Here is a 23,770-nt window from a genome sequence, read left to right as displayed (position 1 = left end):
AAAAAAACACACAAATGAATAAATAAAATAAACCGATCTAATTCAGATAAATTCCAAAATACCAGGTCCACGCTATTAAAATAATCTGCATGGGAATTCGCTCCTTATAAAGATAAGCCATTCCCGGACCGGTATAATCTGCTTTAAAAATGTTGATTTTCTTTTTTGAAGAATTGATATTGGCAATAAAAACCAAAACATAAAAAACAATCAGCAGTATGGCTGTAAGCTCGCGTATAGATGGAATCATCAGTCCTATTCCCGCTGCAATTTCAATAACCCCTGTGGCATATACCCAAAACATTTTTCCAGGGACAAAATCAGGAATCATCAACGCCATTCCTTTCTGAAATTTAAAATGTGAAAGTCCGGTAAATATAATAAAAACGGCCATTCCCAGATTTCCAGAAAATAAAAAGTCCGGTTTTCCCTGAAATATAAAGGTGGCAAGCAGAGCCAGAATGAATGTCCCGAAAAGGATTGTTAATAATTTCATGTTCTTATTTTATTTTATCGTAAAAGAAAGATACTATATTTCGTGATACAGTATCTGCTATCATCGTAAAATTAACCTTACAGGCTTTAAAACCTGCAAGGTTAGTTTATTTAGGTAAGGATCAAATTATTGATTCTCTGCAAGATTTTTTACCATTTCCAGACCTTTGGTAAATCCCATATTCATATGCTCTTCCCATCTTTTTTCGGTCTGAACCTCAGCATGAAGTTTGGTCTTCCCATCCAGATCAATCAGCAGGTATTTTTCAAATGAACCACTCCAATCCGTTACTTCCTTGCTGTTCAGATCTTCGTGTCCTTCTTTGTCTACCATTCCCAGGTGTTTAAAAATAATCTGGTTAGGTTCGTCAATACTGTCGATGGTTGATACCATTCCCTCTCCTTCCCCATTCAGGAAAAAGGTTTTCCCTCCTACTTTCCAGTCGCTTTTCATTTCAGATCCGGATCCGAAAAACTGAGTCCACTGAGCATAAGTCTCAGAATTCCAAAGGATGTCCCAGACTCTTTGTAATGATGCGTTGATCACAATTTCGTACGATAAGGTTTCCATATTTCAATTTTTTGTAGTTGGTGTTTTTATCCCCTGTCAGATTCTAAGCTTATCAATCTTCAGCACAGGAAAATTACAATGGATTAGTTATTATCAGGCTGTATTAGAGCTGATTTTCTGAAAGATTTTTAACAATTCCCAACGCGGTCGGAAACTTTTCTTCAAAGAATTCTCTAAACTCTTCAGGAGTCTGAATTTCAATTTTAAGTATTGTTCCGGTCTCCGTTTCCTGCAAAATATAAGCTTCTGTGGCTTCACCCCAGTTCCGCTCTGTTTCTACACCGTTATAGATTTCTCCAAGATGAAGAAATTTAATTTCCTGATGAGGGATATTTTTTTCCACACGGCTGTACATTCCGTTGTTATTGGGATCAAAGAACTTCATGATACTTCCTTCTTCAAAAGTTCCCATATAAAAAGACCCCTCCGTAAAGGCCGTTGTCCACTGTCTGTAAGTCATATCGCTCCAGAGCACATCCCATACTTTTTCGGGGGTAGTATCAATCTGGATTTCAAAAAATATTTTTTGCATTGTTTTTTTTATTTAGATGTTAGTTTTAGAGCCAGAAATCAAGAGTCAAGATGCGATATTTCAGATTTCAGATTTCAGATGTCAGATGTCAGATGTCAGATGTCAGATGTCAGATGTCAGATGTCAAAAATACTACTAGTGGTCTTTATAACTTTCAGCTTCTAGCTTCTAATTTCTAACTTCTAACCTCTTATCTCTACTTTCTGATTTTTCACCCTCCCACAAAGTCTCCACCGTTGATGTGAATCACCTCGCCTGTGATGTAATCTGCATCTTTAGAGGCTAAAAAGACATATGCGGGAGCCACTTCTGAAGGCTGTCCTGCCCGTTTCATCGGGGTATCTTTTCCGAATGTTGAAAGATCATCGAAGGCTTCTTTTACAAGTGGGGTCCATATGGGTCCCGGTGCAACACCATTGACGGTAATTTTCTTTTCAGCAAGGTTGGTTGACAGCGATCGGATGAAGGATGAAATAGCTCCTTTTGTTGCAGCATAATCAATCAGATGATCGCTTCCGCGGTATGCTGTAACTGAAGTTGTACAGATGATCCGCCCTCCATTCCCTATCAGAGGCAGAAAATCTCTCGTTAATGAAATCATTGAAATAATATTGGTATTAAAAGTTTCCTGAATCTGATCATCGGAAATCTTTTCAAAATTATTTTTAGAAGTATGAATACCTGCATTATTTACCAGAATATCCAAACTCTTCCAGTCCTTTAATATCTTCTCAACACATTTCCTTCTGAATGTTTTTTTAGTAAGATCTCCTTTGATCAGTATACATTGCTGACCTTCATTTTCCACAAGCCTTTTTGTTTCTTTGGCATCCCTGTCGCTTTCTTTATAAATAACTGCTACATCAGCACCTTCTCTGGCAAAGTGAACAGCCACTGCCTGTCCTATTCCACTGTCTCCTCCTGAAATGACAGCTTTTTTTCCAATGAGCTTACGGCTTCCCTGATAATCGGAACGAATAACCTCAGGGAAGAGTCCTTCCTTCGGGACTTTTGACTTGGATTTTGACTTGTTCTGTGTTTTCATAGGCAAATCTTTTCCCTAAACTCCATCAAACAGCAAGCCGAAAACTAAAATCTACAATAGAAAAAGGACTGAAAGGTATACTTAATTTCACCTTTCAGTCCTTATATCTTAAGAATTATAAGCCTCTTCCAGTTGTGGTATAATAATCTTCTGCATCTTCATCATTGCCTGCACTACCTTCTGGGCTTTTTGCTGATCCGAATCATTCATCAGCTCAATCAGTCTTTTGGGGACAATCTGCCAGCTCAGTCCATATCTGTCTTTCAGCCATCCGCACATGCTTTCTCTTCCGCCTTCTGAAATAAGGGTATTCCAAAGGTAATCAGTCTGCTCCTGATCATCGGTCATCACCACTATGGAAATTCCTTCATTAAAATCAAACTGATGATCATAAGAATTATCCATACAGAAGAAGCTGTAACCGTCAATGGTGAAATGACCATGTTTTATATTTTCAGCAGGTTCGGATATAGGATGACCTTCATTGTCATCTCCATATTTAAGGATATTCCCAATGCTTGAATTGGGGAAAGTTTTGGTATAAAATTCCATCGCTTCCATTGCTTTTCCATTATTTTGATGGATAAACATCATCGTTGGAATGATTTTCTGTGATTCAGGTTTGTCTCCTAAAAACAATTGCCAGGTAACCCCATATTTGTCCTGTACCCACCCATACTTTTTACTCCATGAATAAGAATCAAGTGCCATAAGGGCAATACCGCCTTCTATCAGCCTGTCCCAATACTGCTGAACTTCATCTTCAGTTGCACAGATGACCATAAAAGAGACTGAAGCATTCTTTTTAAAATGAGGTCCGCCATTCAGAAGCATGAGCTTCTGCCCGAACAGATCAATATTCATCACCACAGGAGTATCAACAGTGATCTTTCCTTTAAACACATCGCAATAGTATTCTGCCGCTTCTTTTGATTCTTCATCAAACCAGAGACATGGGAAAATATCGTTATTCATTGTATTAAATTTTAAGATTGAAATATATAGTTTTACTGGTCACTGCTGACAAACAGGTCCGCAATGACAAAAAGATCCGGTAATTGCAATAATTAATTTCTGAAAGAGACCTGATTTTCCTTCATATGGTTTTTTAGCTTTTCCATCGCATTCCTTCCGAAACCGTGAAGTTCCATGATCTCCTGTTCAGAATAGCCTGAAAGTTTTTCAAACGAGTCTATTTTTTCTCTTTCCAAAGCTCTTCTCGCCGGCACTGCAATAATGCCATAGAGGAAATTATTATTTGTAACAACATGACTAACAGCACAAATGGAGCTTAAGCATTTTGCCATTATGACCAGATTTATCATGACTGAGAGTGAGTATTTTAGTTATTTTCAACGTACTTGTGAAAATTGTTGAGAATGCTATACCAGCCCTCCCTCTGCATTTCCACAGAATTTTGTTTTTCAGGATCGAAAATTTCGGTAATTTTTGTGGTATTGTCATCAATTTTATCAAAAATGACTTCTACCTTCCTTCCGTCTTCCAAATGATATTTAATCACAGCGTTCGGGATCACCTCATCGTAAATTCCTTCAAAATCAAAACCGAAACTTTTATCTTTTGCTTCCATTCTGGTTTTGAATTTCCCGCCTACTCTTAAATCATTTTCTGAACTTGGACACTGCCAGCTTTCATGGGCAGCATTCCACTTCATGATATGCTTTGGTTCATTAAAATAATTCCAAACCTTTTCTACAGGGGCTAAAATCGTAATATCTATCTTGATCGGATCCATAATTCTATTCTTTAAATGTTAATGTAAAAAGGCAGTCCGGGTTTGAACTGCCCTTATAAATTTAGTTAAATATAAGATTATTTTGATGATTCTTCATTATAGTTCACCATCCAATGAACACCGTACTTGTCCTGGAAACTTCCAAAATAATCTCCCCAAAACTGGTCTTCAATTGGCATTTCAACGTTTCCTCCTTCGGAAAGTCCTTTGAAAAGCCTGTCTGCCTCCTCTTTGGACTCAGGAAAAATGGAAACATAATTATTATTTCCTACATTCAGTGTCTGTCCGAAACTTGGAACAATATCTGAAGCCATCAGAAGATCCTGTCCAATAGGGAGTGCAATGTGCATGACCCTGTTTTTCTCTTCATCTGATAAATTTTCAGTTCCTGGAGCATTGCCCATCTTGTGAATTTCGCCATGAAATTCTCCACCGAAAACAGATTTGTAAAAGTTGAAAGCTTCTTCCGCTTTTCCGTCAAAATTTAGATATGGATTTAATTTAGCCATGATTTCTGATTTTTAAGTTAATATGAATTAGTTTGTTATTTTGTTTAATCTTCTATATATCATCTTTATATAGAGCCCTTTTTTAAGATTATACTGACTTTGCACCTGGTACTGTGCAGGACTTTAATCGTTTAAAAATTTTGCCACCTCACTGACCGTGAAGTTTATTAAATTATGATCTGTATTTCCTTCGAAGTCACTCATCATGTAGGAGCCGTGCGTTGCCGGAAGGATCATCAGTTGAGATTCCTGAACCAATCGCCACATTTCGACCACATGTTCCGGTTTCATAACATCTTTATCTCCGCTGATGAACAATACATTAGCTTTGACCGAAGTTAAAATTGTATCATCCCAGTCTTCGAAGGTCTGCATCCTCTTACTATCTTTGTCAAACAGATTTTCAAGCTTTGAAAAGTCGGGATTGAGGTTTAGAAAATTGATCTTAAGGGGTTCAGGCATTGATTCCAGAGTAGCTTCCTCCATGCTTTCGAAAAAACCATCTATCATTCCGCTTCTTTTGTAGAATGCAGAAGCCACAATTATTTTTTCGGCAATTTCAGGATAAAGATGCCCCACCTGTATGACCGTATTTCCTCCGTTACTGAATCCCCAGAATGAAGCCTTTTCGATATGAATTTTCCTCAAAAGGGCAACTACATCATGAGCATCCTGCTCAAAGGTTTCAGGAACATCCCGATGATCGGTCATTCCGTGGTTCTGCAAATCAATTCCTATCAGCTGAAACTGACTTTCAAACCTGGCAATCACTTCTTTAAAATCAAAGAGAATGGATGAACCTCCACCATGAATGAGTACCAAAGGTTTTCCGGAACCATAGATCTCATAGTACATTCGGATCCCGTTGACGTTTTGGTAGCCCTTTTCTTTGGGTTCCATATTAATATTTTATAGTTTCATCCATATCGTATTTCATTCCCGGATAACCAAGGATTCTTCTCATGAGACCAATCTGTCCGCATAAATAATCCTCGCGGCCGATACACATCCCGGTGAAATTGAGCTTGGTTTCCCTGACAAAAGGAATATTCATTCCGATCTCGAATATTTCATTTAATTCTTCATCGGTCATTTCCCCAAGTTTTTGGAATACTTTGGGAGAAATATCATGAAAGTTTTTTTCCAGTTCATCTAAGCTGGGATATTTGTAACTTTCGTCCAATGCTTTTCCCTGGAAGAAAAGTTCACCGTACGGATCTTCCTCTTTGAGTCCTAATACCCAGCCCAGACTGTATCTCATATTCACAAAGTTTCCGGCCATCCACACAATATGATTGGTTTTTCCTTCAATTCTTTTCAATGCATCTTCTTCTGAAATTCCGTCCAAAACATTAAGAAAGCTTTGGGTATGCATTCTGTAAGCAGGAATAACAATCTCCATTGTTTTTGATTTTGGTGTGTCCATTTCTGTAATTTTTAGTTGTTTTAAAAATGATATCTCAAAGGAATCAAATCCATATCCTGCACAATTTCTCAGAATTTGAAAGTGAATAAGGTGTTATGTTAAGTGTTACTTTATAGCTCCCGGTTTCCCAAGAATTCTTCTGAGGTAGCCTAACTGTCCACTGTGGTAATTTTCATGAAAAGACAAAATCGCTATATCATTAACCGTTTCGGGATTAAAGCTTTCCATGCTAATAAGTTTCGCTTCCAGTTTATCCTGAGATTGCCGGAGATAAGACATTAGCTCTTCAAAAGGAACAAGTTCATCTTTTCTTTCCAAAGGAAATGCGCCTCTGTTATAACATGAAAACTTTTCGTTATCCCAGACCGATTCTTCGCCAAGAACATTTAGAAAAGCATTACGTATATAAATTAAATGTCCCAAAACCCAGTTCATGCAATTCGCTTCACCATTCGGGAAGATCATAGATTCTTCATGGCTGATACCGTCTGTATTCAGTGAAATCACTTTATAATTGCTGAACACCTGAACTTTTATCAATTCTATATCGTTTGATTGTGTTTCCATGGTAGAGATTTTTTATGTCCTGTAAATTGAGATTGTGCCTTTTGGGTGAAAGGATTGATGTAGACTCTAAGCCTGTTTTTTTTAGATGCTTAGAAACTTTCTTTCTGAAATCTATGAAGATCATAGAGTTATTTTAAGCTTCAGCAGGAAGTTGGGAAATATCGGCAAAGGTAATATTCCAACCATGTCCATCTAAGTCCCAGAAAGAATTTTGATACATCCATCCGTAATCCTGCGGCTCCTCATGTTGCGAAGCTCCATTTTCCAATGCTGTATTAACAACCTGATCAACTTCTTCACGGCTGTTTAAAGCAACAGCTACAAGAACCTGCGTGGTATCACCCTTTGGAACAGGTCTTTCTGAAAAAGTCTGAAAATATTCTTCTGTCAGAAACATGACAAAAATGCTATCGTCCTTCAGGATAACGCATGTCGCTTTATCATCTGAAAATTGTTCATTAATAGTAAAACCGAGTTGGGTCCAGAATGCTTTTGTTTTCTGTACATCTTTTACCGGAAGGTTGACATAAATTTGATTGGCTTTCATAATGGTAATGATTTGGTGTTAAACTTTTAACCAAAATTACCAAGCCTTCATGAAAATCAACTTGCCATAAGACAAGATTTAATTTTTCTTTGGATGGGAAACTATTTCTTTACGTATACGGCTTAAAGAAGTGTCTGTAACACCCAGGTAGGAAGCAATCTGCTTCAGGGGAGCAAACTGTACCACCTGAGGTTTTTGCTCCAAAAGATTAAGATAACGTTTGGTGGCAGATAATGTAAACATTTCTACAGAACGCTGCTTATAGGTAAAAAGTTCTTTTGACATCCACGATCTCCCCCATTCTCTGAGATTAGGTATTTTATGAAACAGCTCCTGAAAAGTTTCGTAATCAAACTTCCAGCATTCACAGTCTGTGATGCAAACGATATCTTCCTGGGAAGGAATTCTCTGAAAAAGGGACAAGACTTCGATAATCACCTCGTTGTCTGCAAAAAAGTGTGTAGTTACTTCATTACCGTTAAAGTCATTGACATAGGAACGTGCAAGGCCTTTTTCCAGAATATAATACTCGTTGGCTGTTTTTCCTTCTTTAAGAATGCTATCTCCTTTCTGGAACGAAACTTTTTCGTGAGCCTGAAATATTTCGTCAAGCTCTTCCTGCAGAAAAAAAGGGAAATCGTAGCAGATTTCCAGGGCTTTGCTGGTCATTGATTCGGTGTTTTTTAAGTCTTTAAAAATATAATTTTTTATCGAATCATAAACAGAAAAAGTTAAACAAATTGAAAGAACATAGGTGAAACGATGTCTATAACTGTATTATTACTAGTTGTTTTTATTGTTTCTAAATAATTAAACAATTATTTACTTCCCTATCAAAGGATAGCATTAGTAAGCTGCTTATCATCTCCTGTCAGAATAAGGAAAGCTGGATGGCTTTGGGATTTTTCGGGGGTTCTGCATCACCGAAAACAGTTTTTCCTCCAAAGCGCCATGAATTCTGCCTCTCTTCTTCAATTACCTGCTGGATATCAAAATCCGGGGTGAAATCTTTTTCAGTAGCGGCTACGATCTGATGCAGTTTATTTAAAGTGTTCAGCTTATCGGAATTTCCGAGTTTGGATTTTTCAATTCCTTTTCTGAGGATACTGATACTTTCATCATACGTTTTGGTAGGAACCGGAAATGGATGTCCGTCTTTTCCTCCATGGGCAAAAGAAAATCTGGCAGGGTCGGCAAACCTTGAGGGAGCTCCGTGAATCACTTCACTTACCAGCGCCAAAGACTGCATCGTTCTGGGGCCTACCCCTTCAAGCATTAAAAGATCTTCAAAATTCTGTGGTTGCTGTTCCCTGGTCAGGTATAGAAGTGCCCCGAGACGCTTCAAATCGACATCTGAAGCCTGAACATCATGATGAGCAGGAAGAATCAGCCGTGCAAAATCTTTCATCACATCAATAGAATCCGTGTGAGAAATATCCAGAATACCTTTACGGTTTGGTGAGGCCTCAGAATCAGTTAAATTAAGGATTTTTCCTCTTGAAACTCCATTAATTCCTGTATGAGGCTCTTCGATAAACGATTTGATATTTCCGGAATGCCAGTGATAACGTCTTGCTGTACCGTCCGACTCATGCATTCCCTGCTGTACTACACTCCAGCTCCCATTATCTGCTACAATAAAATTATGCAGATACAGCTGATAACCATCCTGAATAGCGGTATTGTCTACTTTTGCAGAAAGTTTGCTGGCTCTCACCAGCTCATGACCATTCAGACCTGTTTTATCAGCAATCTGAATGAGCTCAGAAGGCGTTTCTCTTGAATACTTTCCTTTTCCACCACAGATATACAGCCCAAGTGCTTGTGAATTCGGATTAATGGAACGTTTCAAAGCTCCCATTACAGAGGTGGTTATCCCTGACGAATGCCAATCCATTCCCATTACTGCTCCAAAACTCTGAAACCAGAAGGGATCTGCAAGTCTTCTGAGAACTTCATCTTTACCATAATCCATTAAAATCACTTCAATAATGGAAAGCCCAAGTGCCGACATACGTTCATACAGCCAGGGCGGTACTTTTCCGTAATGTAAAGGCATATCTGCTGTTCCTGAACGTTTCATAAGATTCTAAAGTGTAAAGGTAGTTATAGTATAGATTCTTTTTTGATGATTTGAATCATTTGTTTTCAGCCCAAAAGTGTTGGCGAGCCCTGGTGTAGATTTTTCTTATAAAACTATCACACGTCTATTTCCACTGAATGTTTCAAAGTCCTTTTAATCGATATGATGATTAATGAATAGAGGTGAACTCAAGGTCTTTATGTTTATCTTCATCAAAGTTTTCATTGAATATAATTTTGTTTCCAAAAGGATCATCTACTGTAAAGGAGACCGCTTCGTAAAAGGCTTTCTCCAATCCGGGACGGTTGTATTTATATTTTTTATCAATAAGTTCCTTATGGTATGCGGCAACGCCTTCGCCCCAGATAAACACTCTGCTTCCGGGAGTTCCGTCACCGTGATGTTCGCTTAGATGAAAAATAATATTTTCTCTCTTCACTTCCATATAAACCGGAGCATTTTCATCAAAATAATGTTCAAATACAATCTCGAAACCGAGCCAGTCTACGTAAAATTCAACGGCTTTTTGGTAATCAAAAATCCTGAGAATCGGAATAATCTTTTCTGCTTTCATGATCTGTTGTTTACTGTTTATTACAAAATTACTGATGTGAAAGTATATTAACTACATTTCCAAACGGGTCTTTTACAAAAAACCGGCGGACACCCCATTCTTCATCTGTGATACCATAAATGATTTCAAAACCTGCCTTTTGTACTTCCCTGTAGAGTTCATCCACATTATCCACCTCAATTGAAAGTAAAGGAACTTCTGTTCCGCTTCCTCCCTCAGTGGCGAAACTTACCTGGACCTTCGCTTCTTTATGATTTCCAAAAGTTTTGATCCAGCCGTGATCCATTAATGTTTCGAGACCCAAAATGCCGTGGTAGAAGTGATCTCCCTCCGAAAGATTTTCAGCTTTGATATTGGCCACTATTCTTTTTACCATCGTGAAGAGTTTTAGAAATTATAATTGCTAAAAAAGGCCCTGAGAAATAAAATTCCACTGGGCCTCTGTAAAATTTTATTTTCAGATTTTATTTCAAAGCAGAAAGAGCTGCCTCATAATTAGGCTCATCTGCGATTTCAGAAACCTGTTCTGTATAAACCACTTTATTATCAGCATCAGTAACGATTACTGCACGGCTTAAAAGTCCTTTCAATGGAGAATCTGTAATAGTTAATTCAAAATCATCACCGAAGCTGCTTCTAAAATCTGAAAGGGTTTCTACGTTATTCAATCCTTCAGCTGCACAGAATCTTCCCAATGCAAAAGGCAGATCTTTAGAAACATTGATCACCACTGTATTGTCAAGGCTTGAAGCTTCTTCATTGAATTTTCTTGCTGAAGATGCACAAGTTGGAGTATCAATACTTGGAAAAACATTGAACACTTTCTTCTTTCCTTCAAAACTTTCAAGTGTTTTTACATTTAAACCTGAGTCTACCAAAGCAAAATCCTTGATAGTCGTTCCTACTGATGGTAAAGTTCCTATTGTATTTACTGCGTTTCCTTTTAATGTAATATTGGACATAATTTAATTTTTAGTTTTTCAAATTTACTTAAAATAGAAAGTTTCTGGAAACAATTAAAGGTTAAATAATTCTTAAAGTAGAAATAAAAAGACTTATCTATCTGCAGTAATTTTTTTAGTCAGATTTTATTTATATTCGCTATCCAAAAAAAATAATAACTATGCGAAAAAAAATTACTTTCCTGCTCTTTGGAGTACCCGTCTTGGGTTTCGCCCAGTCTGTGATCGGAAATGTTAATTCCGGGGCAGTTTCTGATACCAATTTCACGCAGTCTGTAGGGGAAATTTATGTAATTCCCACCAATCCTGACCAAGCCAATTCCGGGACGATGGGAATGTTCTATCAATCTGTATTACAGGTTTTGGGCGTTAAAGGACTTGAAAAAGAAAACGTCAAGATCTATCCCAACCCAACCGCTGACTTTGTTTATGTGACTTTAAATTCAAATTCAAAAATTGAAGATGCAGAAATCTATGACGCTTCGGGAAGACTTGTTTTGAAAACGAAAATTGACAGCGGAAAACTGGATCTTCGAAACCTTAATTCCGGAATTTACATGATCTCTTTTAAAAATCCGGATCTTAAACCTATTAAAATCATTAAAAAACCTTAAAAACTATCAAACATGAAAAAACTTTACGCTGCACTTGGATTATTTGCTGCTACACTTTTAAGCGCACAGGTTCCGCAGGCTTTCAGCTATCAGACTATTGCTTTCAATGCTTCAGGAGCACCCATTGCTAATGGAAATGTGTCTTTAAAAGTAAGCATTTTAGAAAACACAGCTACAGGAACTGTTCTATATACTGAAACCCATAACAAAACGACTAACGCTAAAGGTCTGGTTAATTTAAATATTGGACAAGGAAATGCATCTACAGGGAGTTTCGGAGGAATTAACTGGGGAACCAATACCAAATTCGTCAAAGTGGAAATGGATCCGCAGGGTGGTTCCAATTACACCAATGTCGGGGTAAACCAACTGATGAGTGTTCCATATGCACAGGTAAGTAAAACAATCGTTACTGGTCCTGGCCAGGGCATTACTCTGGTATCTCCAAACGGAACCAATTATACTTTAAGCGTAAGCGACTCCGGTATATTAAGCCTGCCTACGAACACGAGTTCATCCGGTAATACTTTACCTTCCAACTTATATACGTATGGATCATATAACTCCTTTACTCCCTCTTCTGCTGAATTACTACGGGGAAACGGAACTACGAAAGTGGGTTATAAATACCTTCAGGCCAATACCCAGATTAAATTCATAGCTTCACCGGGTAATGGTGCACAGGTTTATGGTTCAGACTCCAACGGATTCGTTACTGCTAACGGAAGTAATTATAATGTTGCGTCCAACGGATACTACCAGATCCTGATCGCTTCTAACGGTCCGCAAATGAGGGCAGGTTTCTTCAACTTTGTTCCTAAAATCAAGTTTACTGCTGTTTCAGGCACCACGCCTGTAACTTCTGTCACCTACAATAATGCTACAGGAAAATTTACAGCCATTATCAATGGAGTTACCACCAGTACAGGAGGTTCATTTTATATCCAGCTTGCCTCAGAGAGTATTGAGGTTGAAGATTTAGGAGATAACCTGAATGACGGATCTTTTGATATTGAAGGTTCATCGATTACCTTTCCCAATCTTTCTCCTACCACACCCAAAAACTATAAGGTTGAATTCAGCCTCAATTTTGATGGTACCGGAACTTATACCATCTCACAAATATAAACTTAAGAGGCATCAGCCTCTTTTTTTACGCAAAATACCTTCATAAAACAATCATATTTAGTAAATTTGTGGAACTTAAAATTTCAAATAATAAATAACAGTATAATGTCAGACAAATCAAAAATCTATTACACTCTTACGGATGAGGCTCCAATGTTGGCAACACACTCGTTTTTACCAATTGTAAAAGCTTTTACAAAATCAGCAAACATTGAAATTGCAGTTCCGGATATTTCATTGTCAGGAAGAATTTTAGCCAACTTCCCTGAATTTTTGAAAGATGACCAGAAAATAGGTGATGCATTGGCTCAATTAGGTCAATTGGCAACCCAACCTGATGCAAACATTATCAAATTACCTAACATTTCTGCTTCTGCACCTCAGTTAGATGCTGCTATTGCAGAATTACAGTCTAAAGGTTTCGCGGTTCCAAATTATCCTGCAGAACCTAAAAATGACGAAGAAAAAGCAATCAAAGCTAAATATGCTAAAGTTTTAGGAAGTGCTGTAAACCCTGTTTTAAGAGAAGGAAACTCTGACAGACGTGCTCCAAAAGCTGTTAAAAACTATGCTAAAGCCAATCCTCACAGAATGGGTGACTGGGCTTCTGACAGCAAAACCGATGTTGCTCATATGGACAACGGAGATTTCTATGGTACAGAAACTTCTACAACACTTGAAAATGCTACACAATATAAAATTGTTTTCAAAGGTAATGACGGTGCTGAAACTTTATTAAAAGATTTCGCCGGTCTTCAGGCTGGAGAAGTGATCGATTCTTCTGTAATGAACCTAAACGCTCTGAGAGCTTTTGTACAAAAGGCAATCGATGAAGCTAAAAACAGAAACGTACTTCTTTCTGCCCACCTGAAAGCGACGATGATGAAAATCTCTGACCCAATTATTTTCGGGGCTATCGTAGAAACTTTCTTTAAAGATGTTTTCACTAAATATGCTGAGACATTCAAATCTCTAGATGTTAATCCAAACAATGGTCTTGCCGATCTTTTCGACAAAATCAAAGGAAATACTCAGGAAGCTGACATTAAAGCTGACATTGAAGCTGCTTTGGCAAACGGACCGAGAGTAGCTATGGTGAACTCTGACAAAGGAATTACCAACTTCCACGTTCCTTCCGATATCATCGTTGATGCATCTATGGCAGCTTTGGTAAGAGGAGGAGGTAAAATGTGGAACAAAGAAGGCAAGGAAGAAGATACAGTATGTATCATCCCGGACCGTTCGTACGCAGGTTTCTATCAGGCTGTTATTGATGATATGAAAGCTCACGGAAAACTTGATCCTACAACAATGGGTTCTGTACCGAACGTAGGTTTGATGGCTCAAAAAGCTGAAGAATACGGTTCTCATGACAAGACTTTCCAGGCAGCAGCTGACGGAACAATTGAAGTTCAGGATGAAGCAGGAAGCATTCTTCTTTCTCAGAAAGTAGAAAAAGGCGACATCTTCAGAATGTGTCAGACTAAAGATGCTCCTATTCAGGACTGGGTAAAATTAGCGGTAAACAGAGCAAGACTTTCTGATACGCCTGCTATTTTCTGGCTGGATAAAGGAAGAGCACATGACAGAGAAATGATCAAAAAAGTTGAAAAATATCTTGCAGATCATGATACTGAAGGACTTGTTATTGAAATTCTTGATGTGAAAGATGCAATGGCAGAAACGTTATTAAGAGCAAGAGAAGGTAAAGATACCATCTCTGTTTCTGGAAACGTATTGAGAGATTATTTAACTGACCTTTTCCCTATTCTTGAATTGGGTACTTCAGCAAAAATGCTTTCTATCGTTCCATTGATGAACGGAGGAGGTTTATTTGAAACGGGTGCCGGAGGTTCTGCCCCTAAACACGTTGAGCAGTTCCTTGAAGAAGGTTATTTAAGATGGGATTCTCTGGGTGAGTTCCTTGCACTTCAGGCATCATTAGAGCATTTAGCTCAAACACAGGGAAATACTAAATCTCAGGTTTTAGCTGATGCACTGGATGAAGCTAACGCTAAATTCCTGGCGACAGACAAATCTCCTGCAAGAAAAGTAGGTCAGATCGACAACAGAGGTTCTCACTTCTATCTGGCGATGTACTGGGCTGAAGCTTTAGCTAACCAAACTGCAGATGCTGAACTGGCAGCTCATTTTGCTCCGGTTGCAGCAGCAATGCAGGAAAGCGAAGAAGTTATTAATGCAGAATTAATCGGTGCTCAGGGTAAACCTCAAAACATTGAAGGTTACTACAAAACGGATGCTTACAAAACGTACGCAGCCATGAGACCAAGCACTGTTCTAAATGAAATCATCGACGGAATCTAATTTTCCGTTTTGATATACACTAAAAGCTCCTTTTTTAAAGGAGCTTTTTTTTGATTTGATAGAAAGAAAAAAACTAATCAATTAATCTGACGGCTGAAGAAAAAGAGCAGATGATTATCTGTAATGACAGCCACCACTCTTTATTCCTTCCAAATATATTGGGTTAACATTTTTAGGTTGCAAAACTAATTTTAAAAAGCAAATCCCCTCATTTCTGAGAGGATTTATCTTTGAAACGATGTCGTAGAAAATTAAATTTCGGTAGGTAAATCTTTTTTAAATAAACTAATTCATAAAACTCTCTGCAATCCATTCATAAGCTGCTTCTTTTTTCTTTGTAAACCCAAGGCCGGGCCATGGAAGATGACAGGCAAAAGCCCTGGTTTTAGTGTCGGCCAGTTCCTGAAGAAGTTTCTTACGGGATTTTGTAGCGATATCTAAATCTGTATCCCCTGAAAAACCCCATTCAGGATGAGGAAAAAGAACCACGTCCGAATGAAGCAGGTCTGCCATATAAATAAGTTTTTCTTTCCCCGAAGAAATGGTTGTGATCGTAAGGCCCGGCGTATGTCCCGGAGCCAGCTGAAAACTAAAATGCTCATACAAAGGTGCTTTAAAATCATAAAACTTCAGCTTTGGACGGATCGTTTTCAGAATGTTTCTGATAGCAGGAATGACTTGATTGAGCATTTCAGGTTCGTTCTTTAAAAAACTATTGTTAAAATCTTTAACAGAGGCCTGTAACCAAAAGTCGTATTCTATCTTTGAAATGTAAAGGTCTGCATTGGGGAAAACCAGATTATTCTGCTTGTCGACCACTCCACCGATATGATCCGGATGGGCATGAGAAATAAAAACATCGGTGATATCTTTTGGAGAAAACCCTGCCTTTTGAAGACTTTTCAAAACAAAACCTGTTCTTTCATCAGCAAAAACTCCCATTCCCGCATCCAAAATAATAAGTCTGTCTCTGGTCTTTACAAGCAGTATGTTCATTGCCATATTGATATAATCATCAGGACGAAAATGATCCCTTAGAATCGACTTTAACAAAGGGACATCGGCTCTGGGGGAAAATGTATCGATATTCTTCTCGTGAATATAGCCATCGGTAAGAATATACAGATCCAATTCTCCAAGGTGCATTTTTTTGCATCCGGAAAGATCTTCCCCAGAATGAGGTAAAGCATTCTGTGTTTCTGCAAAAACATGAGAGAAAGGAACAATACTCAATGCTCCTGCTAAAAGACCATTTTTTAAAAGCGCTCTTCTGTTCATAATTAATTTGTCTTTTATCATCCGGATTTCTGTTTACTTCTTCAGAAATCCGGATAAATTATTTTTTTAATTATTAACCAGTTTCATAGACCCTTCAGTATACCTTTCGCCTACATTGGGATATTTTTTAAGAAGCGAATCTATCGTTTCCAGATCAGATGGTGAAAGATCAATATTTACGGCTTCAATATTCTCTTCAAGATATTTAATACGCTTAGTCCCTGGAATCGGAATAATATCTTCTCCCTGATTCAATACCCATGCTAGCGCTAATTGAGTGCCTTTAACTCCTTTAGATGCTGCAAATTCATTGATTTCCCTGGCCAGGTTTCTGTTGTTTTCCAGATATTCTGCCTGATATCTCGGCAGCGTTTTTCTGAAATCTTCATCTCCGAAATTCTGCACTTCATTGATATTGGCAAAAAGACCTCTGGCCAGCGGAGAATAAGGCACCAAAGTAATTCCAAGTTCTCTGATGGTAGGAAGGATTTCGTTTTCTATATCTTTGGTAAGAATGGAATACTCAGACTGCAACGCTGTAATCGGATGAATTTTATTTGCTTTTCTGATGGATTCCGCAGAAGCTTCAGATAATCCAATGTATTTTACTTTTCCAGCTTTTACCAGCTCAGCCATGGCTCCTACTGTTTCTTCTACAGGAATATTGGGATCTACTCTGTGGGCATAATACAGATCAATGGTATCGATTTTCAGTCTTTGAAGACTTAAATCAACAGCCTGTCTGATCCACTCTGGTGAACCGTCAAAGTACGTTCCCGGAGCTCCGCTGTGGCTTGGCTTTCCGTCTTTAAATCGGAATCCGAATTTGGTTGCGATAAAGATCTTATCACGGTTGGGAACTAAAACTTTTGAGATTAATTTTTCATTCTCTCCCGCAGCGTACATATCCGCTGTGTCCCAGAAGTTGACACCTAAATCGAGTGCTCTATGAAGCGTACTGATGCTCTCCTGTTCGTCTGCCGGTCCATAAGCAAAGCTCATTCCCATGCATCCCAAACCTATTGCAGATAGCTGCTCTCCTGTGTTTCCTAATTTTCTGAATTTCATAATGGGTTGTGATTAAAATTGATAAGACAAAATTAGAACAACAAAGCACTGGGTCTTCTATAGAATTCAAACTAAGAATTATAAAATTCAAACAACTGCCGTTCGGACTGTATTAGGTGTAAGTCCTGTCTGTTTTTTAAAGAAGTTGGTAAAATAAGCAGGTTCATCAAAACCTAATCCATAGGCGATCTCAGAAATATTCCAGTCGGTATGTTTCAGAAGAGCGTTGGCCTCCTGAACTATCCTTGAAGTAATCTGCTGACTTGTCGTCTTTCCGGTCATCTCTTTTACCGAACGGTTCAGGGAATTTACATGAATAGAAAGACTTTGGGCATAATCATTCGGGGTCTTTAATTTCAGAAACGCTTCAGGACTGTCGATTGGAAACTGTCTTTCCAGCAGCTCCATAAAGAGCGAAGCCACTCTGTGTGATGCATTATGATAGGGTTCAAAGTTTTCTGCAGGCTGCATTTTCATCGTCTCATGGATCAGAAGATGAAGGTATGCACGGAGCATATCATACTTATGCATATACTCTGACTCAATTTCGATCATCATCTTCATAAAAAGATCTGAAATGGTTTTCTGCTGTTCATCATCCACAAAGAACATAGGCGTTCCTCCAATTTTAAAAAGCTGCGAATCCTGAAGATTTCCAAGACGTGTACCATTTTGCAGAAACTGATCCGTAAAAAGACAGAACCATCCTGTCTGATCTTCATCATCTGCCTCCCATGAGTATGGAACAACAGGGTTTGAAAACAAAAGTGCCGGACGGTCCACATAGATCCATTTGTCTGCATAATGCAGCTTTCCTTTTCCGATGATAAGTGATATTTTATAATAATCCCTCCTGCTGTAAGGGGTCATCAATGAACAGCTTTCCCGGGTAAACACATTAAAATGCCCAATTCCCGGAGTGGTAACAGCTTCCAGCCTTTCTACGGATGCATTGCGTAAATAAAATCCTTTTATTGTCTCTTTAGATTCCATACTGCTAAATTATAAAATTCAAACCAATAAAAACATTGACCATTTGAATTACTGATCAAAATAAAGATGGCCGGCAAATAGGCCAGCCATTAATTGAATAGATACACTTGATAAGAATCTAGTGATGATGTCCGTGTTTCTTCTCCATTTTATAGGCTTTATTTTTGTGGCCTTTGGCTTTCTTATAGTTATTTTTGTTACGGTTATAGACCGCTACCGGATTCTGGCCTTTGTAATAATTCTTTTTGAACTTTGTGTATTTTTCTCTTCCCAGAATTCTTTCTATCTCATAATACCGATCTTCTCTCCATCGGTCCGGCTGACTTACATAAGCTCTGTTCCATGAATCATAGTCGCGGTACCTGTCGTTCAAAGCATTGATCTGATTGGTCTGTGCAACGGAAAGTAAAAGATCTGCCGCCACCGACTGCCAATTTACATCCGTAATACTTCTTCGGTAATCATTATAATAATCTGACTGTGCATAGCTTAGGCTAAAAGTGCCTGCAAGCATTAATGCAATCCATATTTTTTTCATCTTTATACGCTTAAAGTTAATGGTTTACATTAGTCAATTAAAATGCCAAGTTTCTAACACATCCACCCAATCTTTGTTAAAAACAACACAAATGACAGGATTGATCGAGATCCGCATCTGAGCAAAATTTTCAAATCAGAATACCATCAAACTCTAAAATAGATAGATGTAGCCATATAAAAGAACTTAAAATTTCGTTAAGTTTCCAAAAAACTCATGTTTCATATTATTTTAATTTGTAATTTTAAGAGTGAGAAGTACACCTCCGAAAGGATTGTAATGATGCCGAAGTATTCAATTGCTTTACAGGCTGTATTAAGCAATTCATTTTTTAATTCAACCAAACCTTAATTATTATGGAAAATGTAAAATTTGAAATATCTCCCTATCAGGATGAACTGCAGCTATTGCTTGATGGAGAAAAAGCGGGATATATGTCGATAAAAATAGACGGAAGGCTGCTGATTGTTTATTATACTAAAATTATTGAAGAACGTGAGGGCCACGGATATGCTAAAATGCTTCTGGACGAGCTGGTCCGTTATTCCGAGGAAAAAGATCTTCTGGTAGATCCCGAATGTGATTTTGTCCGCCAGCAGTTTGAAAATCACCCTGCAAGATACAAGGATATCTGGCACGCCTGAATCAATCTTTCCACCAATTTCTGAACTGATGCTGAGAGCTATTCATATCCAGTATTTCTCCAATCATTGGAGTAAGGATACTGAGTCCTTTTTCTTTTCCTAAGTCTGTTACTTTCTGAAGTGGCTCATTCCATGGGTGAAGGGCCAGTGCAAATTTTGAAGAATGAACAGGAATAACATTTTGAACTTTAAGATCAACAGCTGCCTGGATTACATCTTCAGGCAGCGCGTGGATATACTTCCAGGCCTCATCATACTGACCGTTTTCAAGAACTGCGTAATCGAAAGGTCCGAACTTTTCACCAATCATTTTAAAATGAGAGTCATAACCACTGTCGCCACCCAGAAATATCTTTTTTGTAGGCGTTTCCAAAACGTAAGAAGCCCACAGGGTATTGTTCTGCTTTACTTTCCTTCCTGAAAAATGTCTTGCCGGTGTAAAAGTGATTCTTATATTATTTTTCAAAAGAACTTCAGCGCCCCATTCTTCTTCGATCAGTTTTTCCTCAGCATATCCCCACCTTTCGAGATGCGCTCCGGTTCCCAGAGGTACAATGGCCATACCCGTTCTCTCTCTGATCGATTTTACAGTTGGATAATCGAGGTGATCAAAATGATCATGGGTAATAACCAGATAGTCCAGTTCCGGAATATCTTCTGGCCTAAAAATATCTGAACCCTGAAAAGCTTTATTAAAATATTTGAAAGGCGAACCGTACAGACTGAGTACAGGATCTACCAAAAAGGAAACTCCGTCAGTCTGCATATAATAGGATGAATGCCCCAGCCAGATGAATACATCCCGGTCTTTCTGAAGATTCTTTAAATCTGTATGAATGGAAGGAATAGCTTTCAAAGGTTTGAGCAGCGGATCTTTTTTTCCTAAAATAAAATCATAAGTTACTTTCAACGGACTGTACCCCTCCGTAATAGATGGTGTATGACTGATATTATGGAATTGTCTGTTTTTATAAAGTGTTGACTTTTTTATTCGTTCCAGTCTTTTTCCTTTGGGAGCAGCTCCGAAAGCCGGCATATTCATCACTGCGAAATAGATTACAACCAAAAAAATAACTGCTAAAATCAAATATACCATCTGCATCAAAATAAGCAACAAAGGTATAGACTTTTGATTTCAAATGGAAAATTATCATCTTTTTTAACGTAATTTATAAAGCTTTCTGAATAATTTATTACTTATTTAAACCAGAATAATCTCAAACTTTTTAACTTAGCAGATTGAAAAAAGTTCAAAACACATTGAAAAATTATTCGATCATATTGCTGGCAGCGGCGCTCTCTTCATGTACTTCTATCAGAAGGCATAATGAGCAGAGGGCAACATGCGTCGGGCCGGAAGAGCTTAAGGAGGATGTAGATTACGCTTATCTAAAGCTTCAACAGATGCATCCCCAGCTGTACTGGTATATTTCCAAAAAGGAACTTGACCATAAATTTGACAGTCTTAAAGGGACTATTCATGAACCGTTGACCCCGCTTCAGTTTTATTTTAAACTGCAGCCTGTCATCGCTGATATCCGTGAAGGCCATCTGGCACTGAGAATCCCGAGAAAAAAGTTTACGAAAAAACAACTTAAAGCTCTTGAACATAAAAAAGGAATGTTCAGCCGTTTTGAATATTATATAAAAGACGACCATTTATTCATTATCCAAAACAGAGATTCCATAGAAAACATTAGACCCGGAACGGAAATCCTCTCTATCAACAATATTCCCATAAGTGAATATGTAAAAAAATACCGTCAACTGATCAGCAGTGACGGTTACAATACCACCTTTCAATCCTACTTTCTGAAAGATGTCTTTTTCAATTTTTATACCGCAGAAAATGGTTTTAAGGATACAGCTTCTGTAGAGACTCTGTATAACGGAGAAAAACATACGTACACCCTGCACCGCGAGTCGAAATCCAAAAATGATCTGGAGCAGGATAAGGAGCAGGAAAAAAGAACTCCCGAAAAAAAGGTGAATGATTATGTAGCTTCGAGCAATTCTTATAACCGCGATTTTAAATTCCTGGACAAAGACAGCACGACCGCTTATATAAAAGTGAAAAGTTTTTCAAGAGATTATTCGGATAAATTCTACAAAGAGACATTTGCAAAGATAAAAAAGGCAGGAGCCCAATACCTCATCATAGATGTCCGCAACAATTATGGCGGATCGCTTCACGAGATCAACAATCTGTATTCTTATCTGGCATCAGAACCGTATGTCCTGATAAAACCTTCGCAGCTTACCTCCCGAATCAGCCCCTTAAAAACGAATTATTTCAGGAAGAGCACTCCATTCCAATATGCTTTTAAAAGTCTGGCCTACCCTACTTATGTTTTTGCACAAACCTTCAGCACTTATAAAAAAGACGGAAAGGTGTATTATAAAATGAAAGCGGATAAGCCTACGAAACCTAATAAAGATGCATTTCACGGAAAGGTTTTCGCACTGATCAACGGTGGAAGTTTTTCGGCTTCTTCTATTATTACTGCGAAAATGAAGTATGATAAACGAGCTGTTTTGGTAGGTGAAGAAACCGGAGGTGCCAATGACGGAACCGTTGCCGGATTTTATTCTTATCAAAAGCTTCCTCATTCCAAGATCAATCTTCCTATCGGCTTGCTGCTTGTACAGCCTAATATCGATTTTCTCCATACTCAAAAAGGGGTGTCCCCGGATATCACCATCACCGAAAGCATGCAGGACATTATTGATAAGAAAGATCCACAGCTCGACTGGATAAAAAATGAAATTGCAAAGGAAAAAGAACATCAATAGAACATCAGGAACTGATATAAGATTTCGGCGGGCTTTTAGCCCGCCGAAACTGTTTTTATTTCTTTAATTCCTTCAAAAGATCTTCGATGTGTACAATATATCTTCCATAATAACGGTGAAACCAGAATTTGCCGCTTAAATAAAGGAAAAAAAGTCCCACAGCAACCGAGCTGATCAGGATCACCGCAATTTTCATATCACTCATCGGCTGTCGCCATGGGATAAACTCGATCACAATAATCATTTCACAGACAATAAACGGAACAAAGCTCAGGTAATACGAAAGATAATACTGTTTATTGAGATTAAACTGCATGATCAGGTCTTTTAAAGAATCATAAGTCTTAAGCACAGGATGACTGATATCACTGTAAAGCCTGAAAAATTTACTGAAAAAGAAAATGGTCACCAACAACATGGACGCGATCAGAACCGTAATATAAAACTGAAATTTAAAAGGTCTGCAGAAGGCACATACGATAAATGAAAAAATAAAGACGCCGATTACAAACCAGAATTCCATGCGCATGTTTTTCCGCATTTTTTCCAGTGGAAGATTGATCTTATTTCTCTGCTCAATACTTATTTCAGGTGTTTCCTGAGAAACATCTTCATTCCAAACATTTTTTAATTCATCTATATTCATTGGTATTGATTTAAAATTAGGATTTATTTGAGTTTAAGATATCTTTCAGTTTGTTTTTGGCGCGGTTCATTCTTACCCTTACATTCCCTTCGGAAATCCCCATCTGTTCTGCGATTTCTTTTCCTGAGAAATCTTCCAGATAATAAAAAATAAAAGCTTTGTCGATGGGATTCAGCTGACGGATTGCATCGTACATCTGAGCCAGTTTTTCTTCTTTCGTATAGTCATATTCATCCTGAATGATCTTATAAGAGGTAAAATTCTCATTAGAAATAAAACTTCTTTTCTTGTCGGATTTCAAAAAAATAATCGCTGTATTAAGGGCAATTCTGTAGAGCCAGGTAGAAAACTCACTCTCTCCTCTGAACTGAGGATATGCTTTCCATATCTGGCAGGTGATCTCCTGAAACAGATCATCACGGTCATCTTTTTCAGACATATACATTTTGGAAATCTTAAAAATGATTCCTTTATGTTTTTCAATTTTGTCTAAAAATTCGCGCTCTAATGAATTCATATTTCTGGGCTCTATAGAGTTAGTTTTAATTCCAAAAAAATGTTACAGATTTTCTTAAAAAATAAAAAAAACCCAACAGAAAATTTCCTGCAGGGTCTCATTGTGTGTTTTTTTTTAAGTTCTTTTCCATCATCTGCTTCAGAAAAACAGAGTCTTTTT

At 38.0% G+C, this 23,770-nt stretch carries 29 protein-coding genes; 5 read left to right on the top strand and 24 right to left on the bottom strand.

The annotated features are described in order from the left end of the window. Positions 1-37: 37 nt before the first annotated feature. The 17 genes from IW16_RS17615 to tpx all read right to left on the bottom strand — a co-directional run bounded on the left by IW16_RS17615 (position 38) and on the right by tpx (position 11,067). Positions 38-496: a DoxX family protein gene (locus tag IW16_RS17615; protein ID WP_034747340.1), complete on the bottom strand. Its 459-nt coding sequence runs from the start codon at positions 494-496 to the stop codon at positions 38-40. A gap of 126 nt (positions 497-622) precedes the next feature. Further along, positions 623-1,066 carry an SRPBCC family protein gene (locus IW16_RS17610; protein WP_034747337.1) on the bottom strand — a complete coding sequence of 148 codons (444 nt, stop codon included), beginning with the start codon at positions 1,064-1,066 and terminating at the stop codon, positions 623-625. A gap of 103 nt (positions 1,067-1,169) precedes the next feature. Beyond that, entirely contained in the window at positions 1,170-1,598 is a 429-nt protein-coding gene (locus IW16_RS17605) for an SRPBCC family protein (protein ID WP_034747334.1), read from the bottom strand. A gap of 211 nt (positions 1,599-1,809) precedes the next feature. Next, on the bottom strand, positions 1,810-2,643 hold the full coding sequence (locus IW16_RS17600; protein WP_034747331.1) for an SDR family oxidoreductase: 834 nt from the start codon (positions 2,641-2,643) through the stop codon (positions 1,810-1,812). Positions 2,644-2,751: 108 nt separating this feature from the next. Further along, positions 2,752-3,618: a VOC family protein gene (locus IW16_RS17595; RefSeq protein WP_034747328.1), complete on the bottom strand. Its 867-nt coding sequence runs from the start codon at positions 3,616-3,618 to the stop codon at positions 2,752-2,754. 92 nt (positions 3,619-3,710) lie between these two features. Then, positions 3,711-3,950 carry a helix-hairpin-helix domain-containing protein gene (locus IW16_RS17590; RefSeq protein ID WP_223878190.1) on the bottom strand — a complete coding sequence of 80 codons (240 nt, stop codon included), beginning with the start codon at positions 3,948-3,950 and terminating at the stop codon, positions 3,711-3,713. Between the two features lie 35 nt (positions 3,951-3,985). Beyond that, positions 3,986-4,399 carry an SRPBCC family protein gene (locus IW16_RS17585; RefSeq protein ID WP_034747320.1) on the bottom strand — a complete coding sequence of 138 codons (414 nt, stop codon included), beginning with the start codon at positions 4,397-4,399 and terminating at the stop codon, positions 3,986-3,988. Positions 4,400-4,476: 77 nt separating this feature from the next. Continuing rightward, on the bottom strand, positions 4,477-4,908 hold the full coding sequence (locus IW16_RS17580) for a VOC family protein (RefSeq protein ID WP_034747318.1): 432 nt from the start codon (positions 4,906-4,908) through the stop codon (positions 4,477-4,479). 123 nt (positions 4,909-5,031) lie between these two features. Continuing rightward, positions 5,032-5,808 (bottom strand): alpha/beta fold hydrolase, encoded by a 777-nt coding sequence (locus tag IW16_RS17575; RefSeq protein ID WP_034747315.1) that lies wholly within the window; start codon positions 5,806-5,808, stop codon positions 5,032-5,034. 1 nt (position 5,809) lies between these two features. Continuing rightward, entirely contained in the window at positions 5,810-6,334 is a 525-nt protein-coding gene (locus tag IW16_RS17570) for a hypothetical protein (RefSeq protein ID WP_034747312.1), read from the bottom strand. 105 nt (positions 6,335-6,439) lie between these two features. Next, on the bottom strand, positions 6,440-6,901 hold the full coding sequence (locus IW16_RS17565) for a hypothetical protein (RefSeq protein ID WP_034747309.1): 462 nt from the start codon (positions 6,899-6,901) through the stop codon (positions 6,440-6,442). 133 nt (positions 6,902-7,034) lie between these two features. Next, the gene (locus IW16_RS17560; RefSeq protein WP_034747305.1) at positions 7,035-7,448 is read right to left on the bottom strand and encodes a VOC family protein; all 414 of its coding nucleotides are present in this window, start codon (positions 7,446-7,448) and stop codon (positions 7,035-7,037) included. Positions 7,449-7,526: 78 nt separating this feature from the next. After that, entirely contained in the window at positions 7,527-8,117 is a 591-nt protein-coding gene (locus IW16_RS17555; protein WP_051890402.1) for a Crp/Fnr family transcriptional regulator, read from the bottom strand. 202 nt (positions 8,118-8,319) lie between these two features. Further along, positions 8,320-9,531: a DUF763 domain-containing protein gene (locus IW16_RS17550; RefSeq protein ID WP_034747302.1), complete on the bottom strand. Its 1,212-nt coding sequence runs from the start codon at positions 9,529-9,531 to the stop codon at positions 8,320-8,322. Positions 9,532-9,700: 169 nt separating this feature from the next. Continuing rightward, positions 9,701-10,105: a glyoxalase superfamily protein gene (locus IW16_RS17545; protein WP_034747295.1), complete on the bottom strand. Its 405-nt coding sequence runs from the start codon at positions 10,103-10,105 to the stop codon at positions 9,701-9,703. A gap of 28 nt (positions 10,106-10,133) precedes the next feature. After that, positions 10,134-10,481: a VOC family protein gene (locus IW16_RS17540; RefSeq protein WP_034747290.1), complete on the bottom strand. Its 348-nt coding sequence runs from the start codon at positions 10,479-10,481 to the stop codon at positions 10,134-10,136. A gap of 88 nt (positions 10,482-10,569) precedes the next feature. Further along, complete coding sequence (gene tpx, locus IW16_RS17535; RefSeq protein WP_034747287.1) at positions 10,570-11,067, bottom strand: thiol peroxidase; 498 nt, start codon at positions 11,065-11,067, stop codon at positions 10,570-10,572. A gap of 161 nt (positions 11,068-11,228) precedes the next feature. Here tpx and IW16_RS17530 point away from each other — a divergent pair, with 161 nt between their 5' ends. The 3 genes from IW16_RS17530 to IW16_RS17520 all read left to right on the top strand — a co-directional run bounded on the left by IW16_RS17530 (position 11,229) and on the right by IW16_RS17520 (position 15,134). Then, entirely contained in the window at positions 11,229-11,681 is a 453-nt protein-coding gene (locus IW16_RS17530; RefSeq protein ID WP_034747284.1) for a T9SS type A sorting domain-containing protein, read from the top strand. A gap of 12 nt (positions 11,682-11,693) precedes the next feature. Then, positions 11,694-12,809, top strand: a complete 1,116-nt coding sequence (locus IW16_RS25795) for a cadherin repeat domain-containing protein (protein ID WP_051890400.1) — start codon at positions 11,694-11,696, stop codon at positions 12,807-12,809. A 105-nt stretch (positions 12,810-12,914) separates the two neighbouring features. Beyond that, the gene (locus IW16_RS17520) at positions 12,915-15,134 is read left to right on the top strand and encodes an NADP-dependent isocitrate dehydrogenase (RefSeq protein ID WP_034747282.1); all 2,220 of its coding nucleotides are present in this window, start codon (positions 12,915-12,917) and stop codon (positions 15,132-15,134) included. A 285-nt stretch (positions 15,135-15,419) separates the two neighbouring features. Here the strand turns inward: IW16_RS17520 and IW16_RS17515 are convergent, their stop codons facing one another. From IW16_RS17515 to IW16_RS17500, 4 genes are all read right to left on the bottom strand, one after another. Further along, positions 15,420-16,433, bottom strand: coding sequence for an MBL fold metallo-hydrolase (locus tag IW16_RS17515; RefSeq protein WP_228376958.1), 1,014 nt, complete (start codon positions 16,431-16,433; stop codon positions 15,420-15,422). A gap of 45 nt (positions 16,434-16,478) precedes the next feature. Beyond that, positions 16,479-17,480 carry an aldo/keto reductase gene (locus IW16_RS17510; RefSeq protein WP_034747280.1) on the bottom strand — a complete coding sequence of 334 codons (1,002 nt, stop codon included), beginning with the start codon at positions 17,478-17,480 and terminating at the stop codon, positions 16,479-16,481. An 87-nt stretch (positions 17,481-17,567) separates the two neighbouring features. After that, a complete protein-coding gene (locus tag IW16_RS17505) occupies positions 17,568-18,473 on the bottom strand; it encodes a helix-turn-helix domain-containing protein (protein ID WP_034747278.1) in 906 nt (301 codons plus the stop codon). 118 nt (positions 18,474-18,591) lie between these two features. Then, positions 18,592-19,011 (bottom strand): hypothetical protein, encoded by a 420-nt coding sequence (locus tag IW16_RS17500; protein ID WP_034747275.1) that lies wholly within the window; start codon positions 19,009-19,011, stop codon positions 18,592-18,594. 356 nt (positions 19,012-19,367) lie between these two features. Between IW16_RS17500 and IW16_RS17495 the strand changes: the two genes are divergently transcribed. After that, entirely contained in the window at positions 19,368-19,655 is a 288-nt protein-coding gene (locus tag IW16_RS17495) for a GNAT family N-acetyltransferase (RefSeq protein WP_034747272.1), read from the top strand. Position 19,656: 1 nt separating this feature from the next. Here the strand turns inward: IW16_RS17495 and IW16_RS17490 are convergent, their stop codons facing one another. Continuing rightward, positions 19,657-20,751 carry an MBL fold metallo-hydrolase gene (locus IW16_RS17490; protein ID WP_034747642.1) on the bottom strand — a complete coding sequence of 365 codons (1,095 nt, stop codon included), beginning with the start codon at positions 20,749-20,751 and terminating at the stop codon, positions 19,657-19,659. 143 nt (positions 20,752-20,894) lie between these two features. Here IW16_RS17490 and IW16_RS17485 point away from each other — a divergent pair, with 143 nt between their 5' ends. After that, positions 20,895-22,448 (top strand): S41 family peptidase, encoded by a 1,554-nt coding sequence (locus IW16_RS17485; protein ID WP_228376957.1) that lies wholly within the window; start codon positions 20,895-20,897, stop codon positions 22,446-22,448. A 55-nt stretch (positions 22,449-22,503) separates the two neighbouring features. On the opposite strand, the gene IW16_RS17480 is transcribed toward IW16_RS17485, so the two are convergent. Together IW16_RS17480 and IW16_RS17475 are read right to left on the bottom strand one after the other, a co-directional pair. After that, positions 22,504-23,094: a hypothetical protein gene (locus IW16_RS17480; RefSeq protein ID WP_034747268.1), complete on the bottom strand. Its 591-nt coding sequence runs from the start codon at positions 23,092-23,094 to the stop codon at positions 22,504-22,506. A gap of 16 nt (positions 23,095-23,110) precedes the next feature. Beyond that, a complete protein-coding gene (locus IW16_RS17475) occupies positions 23,111-23,611 on the bottom strand; it encodes an RNA polymerase sigma factor (RefSeq protein ID WP_034747263.1) in 501 nt (166 codons plus the stop codon). Positions 23,612-23,770 lie beyond the last annotated feature (159 nt).

This window comes from Chryseobacterium vrystaatense (genome assembly GCF_000737765.1).
Lineage (GTDB): Bacteria > Bacteroidota > Bacteroidia > Flavobacteriales > Weeksellaceae > Chryseobacterium > Chryseobacterium vrystaatense.
Note: the sequence above shows the minus strand (reverse complement) of the source record. Positions and strands in the feature narration are given on the sequence as shown.

Excerpts from the sequence above, each read along its gene's own strand:
- IW16_RS17615 (WP_034747340.1), bottom strand. The coding sequence starts at position 496 with ATGAAATTATTAACAATCCTTTTCGGGACATTCATTCTGGCTCTGCTT.
- IW16_RS17610 (WP_034747337.1), bottom strand. The coding sequence starts at position 1,066 with ATGGAAACCTTATCGTACGAAATTGTGATCAACGCATCATTACAAAGA.
- IW16_RS17605 (WP_034747334.1), bottom strand. The coding sequence starts at position 1,598 with ATGCAAAAAATATTTTTTGAAATCCAGATTGATACTACCCCCGAAAAA.
- IW16_RS17600 (WP_034747331.1), bottom strand. The coding sequence starts at position 2,643 with ATGAAAACACAGAACAAGTCAAAATCCAAGTCAAAAGTCCCGAAGGAA.
- IW16_RS17595 (WP_034747328.1), bottom strand. The coding sequence starts at position 3,618 with ATGAATAACGATATTTTCCCATGTCTCTGGTTTGATGAAGAATCAAAA.
- IW16_RS17590 (WP_223878190.1), bottom strand. The coding sequence starts at position 3,950 with ATGGCAAAATGCTTAAGCTCCATTTGTGCTGTTAGTCATGTTGTTACA.
- IW16_RS17585 (WP_034747320.1), bottom strand. The coding sequence starts at position 4,399 with ATGGATCCGATCAAGATAGATATTACGATTTTAGCCCCTGTAGAAAAG.
- IW16_RS17580 (WP_034747318.1), bottom strand. The coding sequence starts at position 4,908 with ATGGCTAAATTAAATCCATATCTAAATTTTGACGGAAAAGCGGAAGAA.
- IW16_RS17575 (WP_034747315.1), bottom strand. The coding sequence starts at position 5,808 with ATGGAACCCAAAGAAAAGGGCTACCAAAACGTCAACGGGATCCGAATG.
- IW16_RS17570 (WP_034747312.1), bottom strand. The coding sequence starts at position 6,334 with ATGGACACACCAAAATCAAAAACAATGGAGATTGTTATTCCTGCTTAC.
- IW16_RS17565 (WP_034747309.1), bottom strand. The coding sequence starts at position 6,901 with ATGGAAACACAATCAAACGATATAGAATTGATAAAAGTTCAGGTGTTC.
- IW16_RS17560 (WP_034747305.1), bottom strand. The coding sequence starts at position 7,448 with ATGAAAGCCAATCAAATTTATGTCAACCTTCCGGTAAAAGATGTACAG.
- IW16_RS17555 (WP_051890402.1), bottom strand. The coding sequence starts at position 8,117 with ATGACCAGCAAAGCCCTGGAAATCTGCTACGATTTCCCTTTTTTTCTG.
- IW16_RS17550 (WP_034747302.1), bottom strand. The coding sequence starts at position 9,531 with ATGAAACGTTCAGGAACAGCAGATATGCCTTTACATTACGGAAAAGTA.
- IW16_RS17545 (WP_034747295.1), bottom strand. The coding sequence starts at position 10,105 with ATGAAAGCAGAAAAGATTATTCCGATTCTCAGGATTTTTGATTACCAA.
- IW16_RS17540 (WP_034747290.1), bottom strand. The coding sequence starts at position 10,481 with ATGGTAAAAAGAATAGTGGCCAATATCAAAGCTGAAAATCTTTCGGAG.
- tpx (WP_034747287.1), bottom strand. The coding sequence starts at position 11,067 with ATGTCCAATATTACATTAAAAGGAAACGCAGTAAATACAATAGGAACT.
- IW16_RS17530 (WP_034747284.1), top strand. The coding sequence starts at position 11,229 with ATGCGAAAAAAAATTACTTTCCTGCTCTTTGGAGTACCCGTCTTGGGT.
- IW16_RS25795 (WP_051890400.1), top strand. The coding sequence starts at position 11,694 with ATGAAAAAACTTTACGCTGCACTTGGATTATTTGCTGCTACACTTTTA.
- IW16_RS17520 (WP_034747282.1), top strand. The coding sequence starts at position 12,915 with ATGTCAGACAAATCAAAAATCTATTACACTCTTACGGATGAGGCTCCA.
- IW16_RS17515 (WP_228376958.1), bottom strand. The coding sequence starts at position 16,433 with ATGATAAAAGACAAATTAATTATGAACAGAAGAGCGCTTTTAAAAAAT.
- IW16_RS17510 (WP_034747280.1), bottom strand. The coding sequence starts at position 17,480 with ATGAAATTCAGAAAATTAGGAAACACAGGAGAGCAGCTATCTGCAATA.
- IW16_RS17505 (WP_034747278.1), bottom strand. The coding sequence starts at position 18,473 with ATGGAATCTAAAGAGACAATAAAAGGATTTTATTTACGCAATGCATCC.
- IW16_RS17500 (WP_034747275.1), bottom strand. The coding sequence starts at position 19,011 with ATGAAAAAAATATGGATTGCATTAATGCTTGCAGGCACTTTTAGCCTA.
- IW16_RS17495 (WP_034747272.1), top strand. The coding sequence starts at position 19,368 with ATGGAAAATGTAAAATTTGAAATATCTCCCTATCAGGATGAACTGCAG.
- IW16_RS17490 (WP_034747642.1), bottom strand. The coding sequence starts at position 20,751 with ATGGTATATTTGATTTTAGCAGTTATTTTTTTGGTTGTAATCTATTTC.
- IW16_RS17480 (WP_034747268.1), bottom strand. The coding sequence starts at position 23,094 with ATGAATATAGATGAATTAAAAAATGTTTGGAATGAAGATGTTTCTCAG.
- IW16_RS17475 (WP_034747263.1), bottom strand. The coding sequence starts at position 23,611 with ATGAATTCATTAGAGCGCGAATTTTTAGACAAAATTGAAAAACATAAA.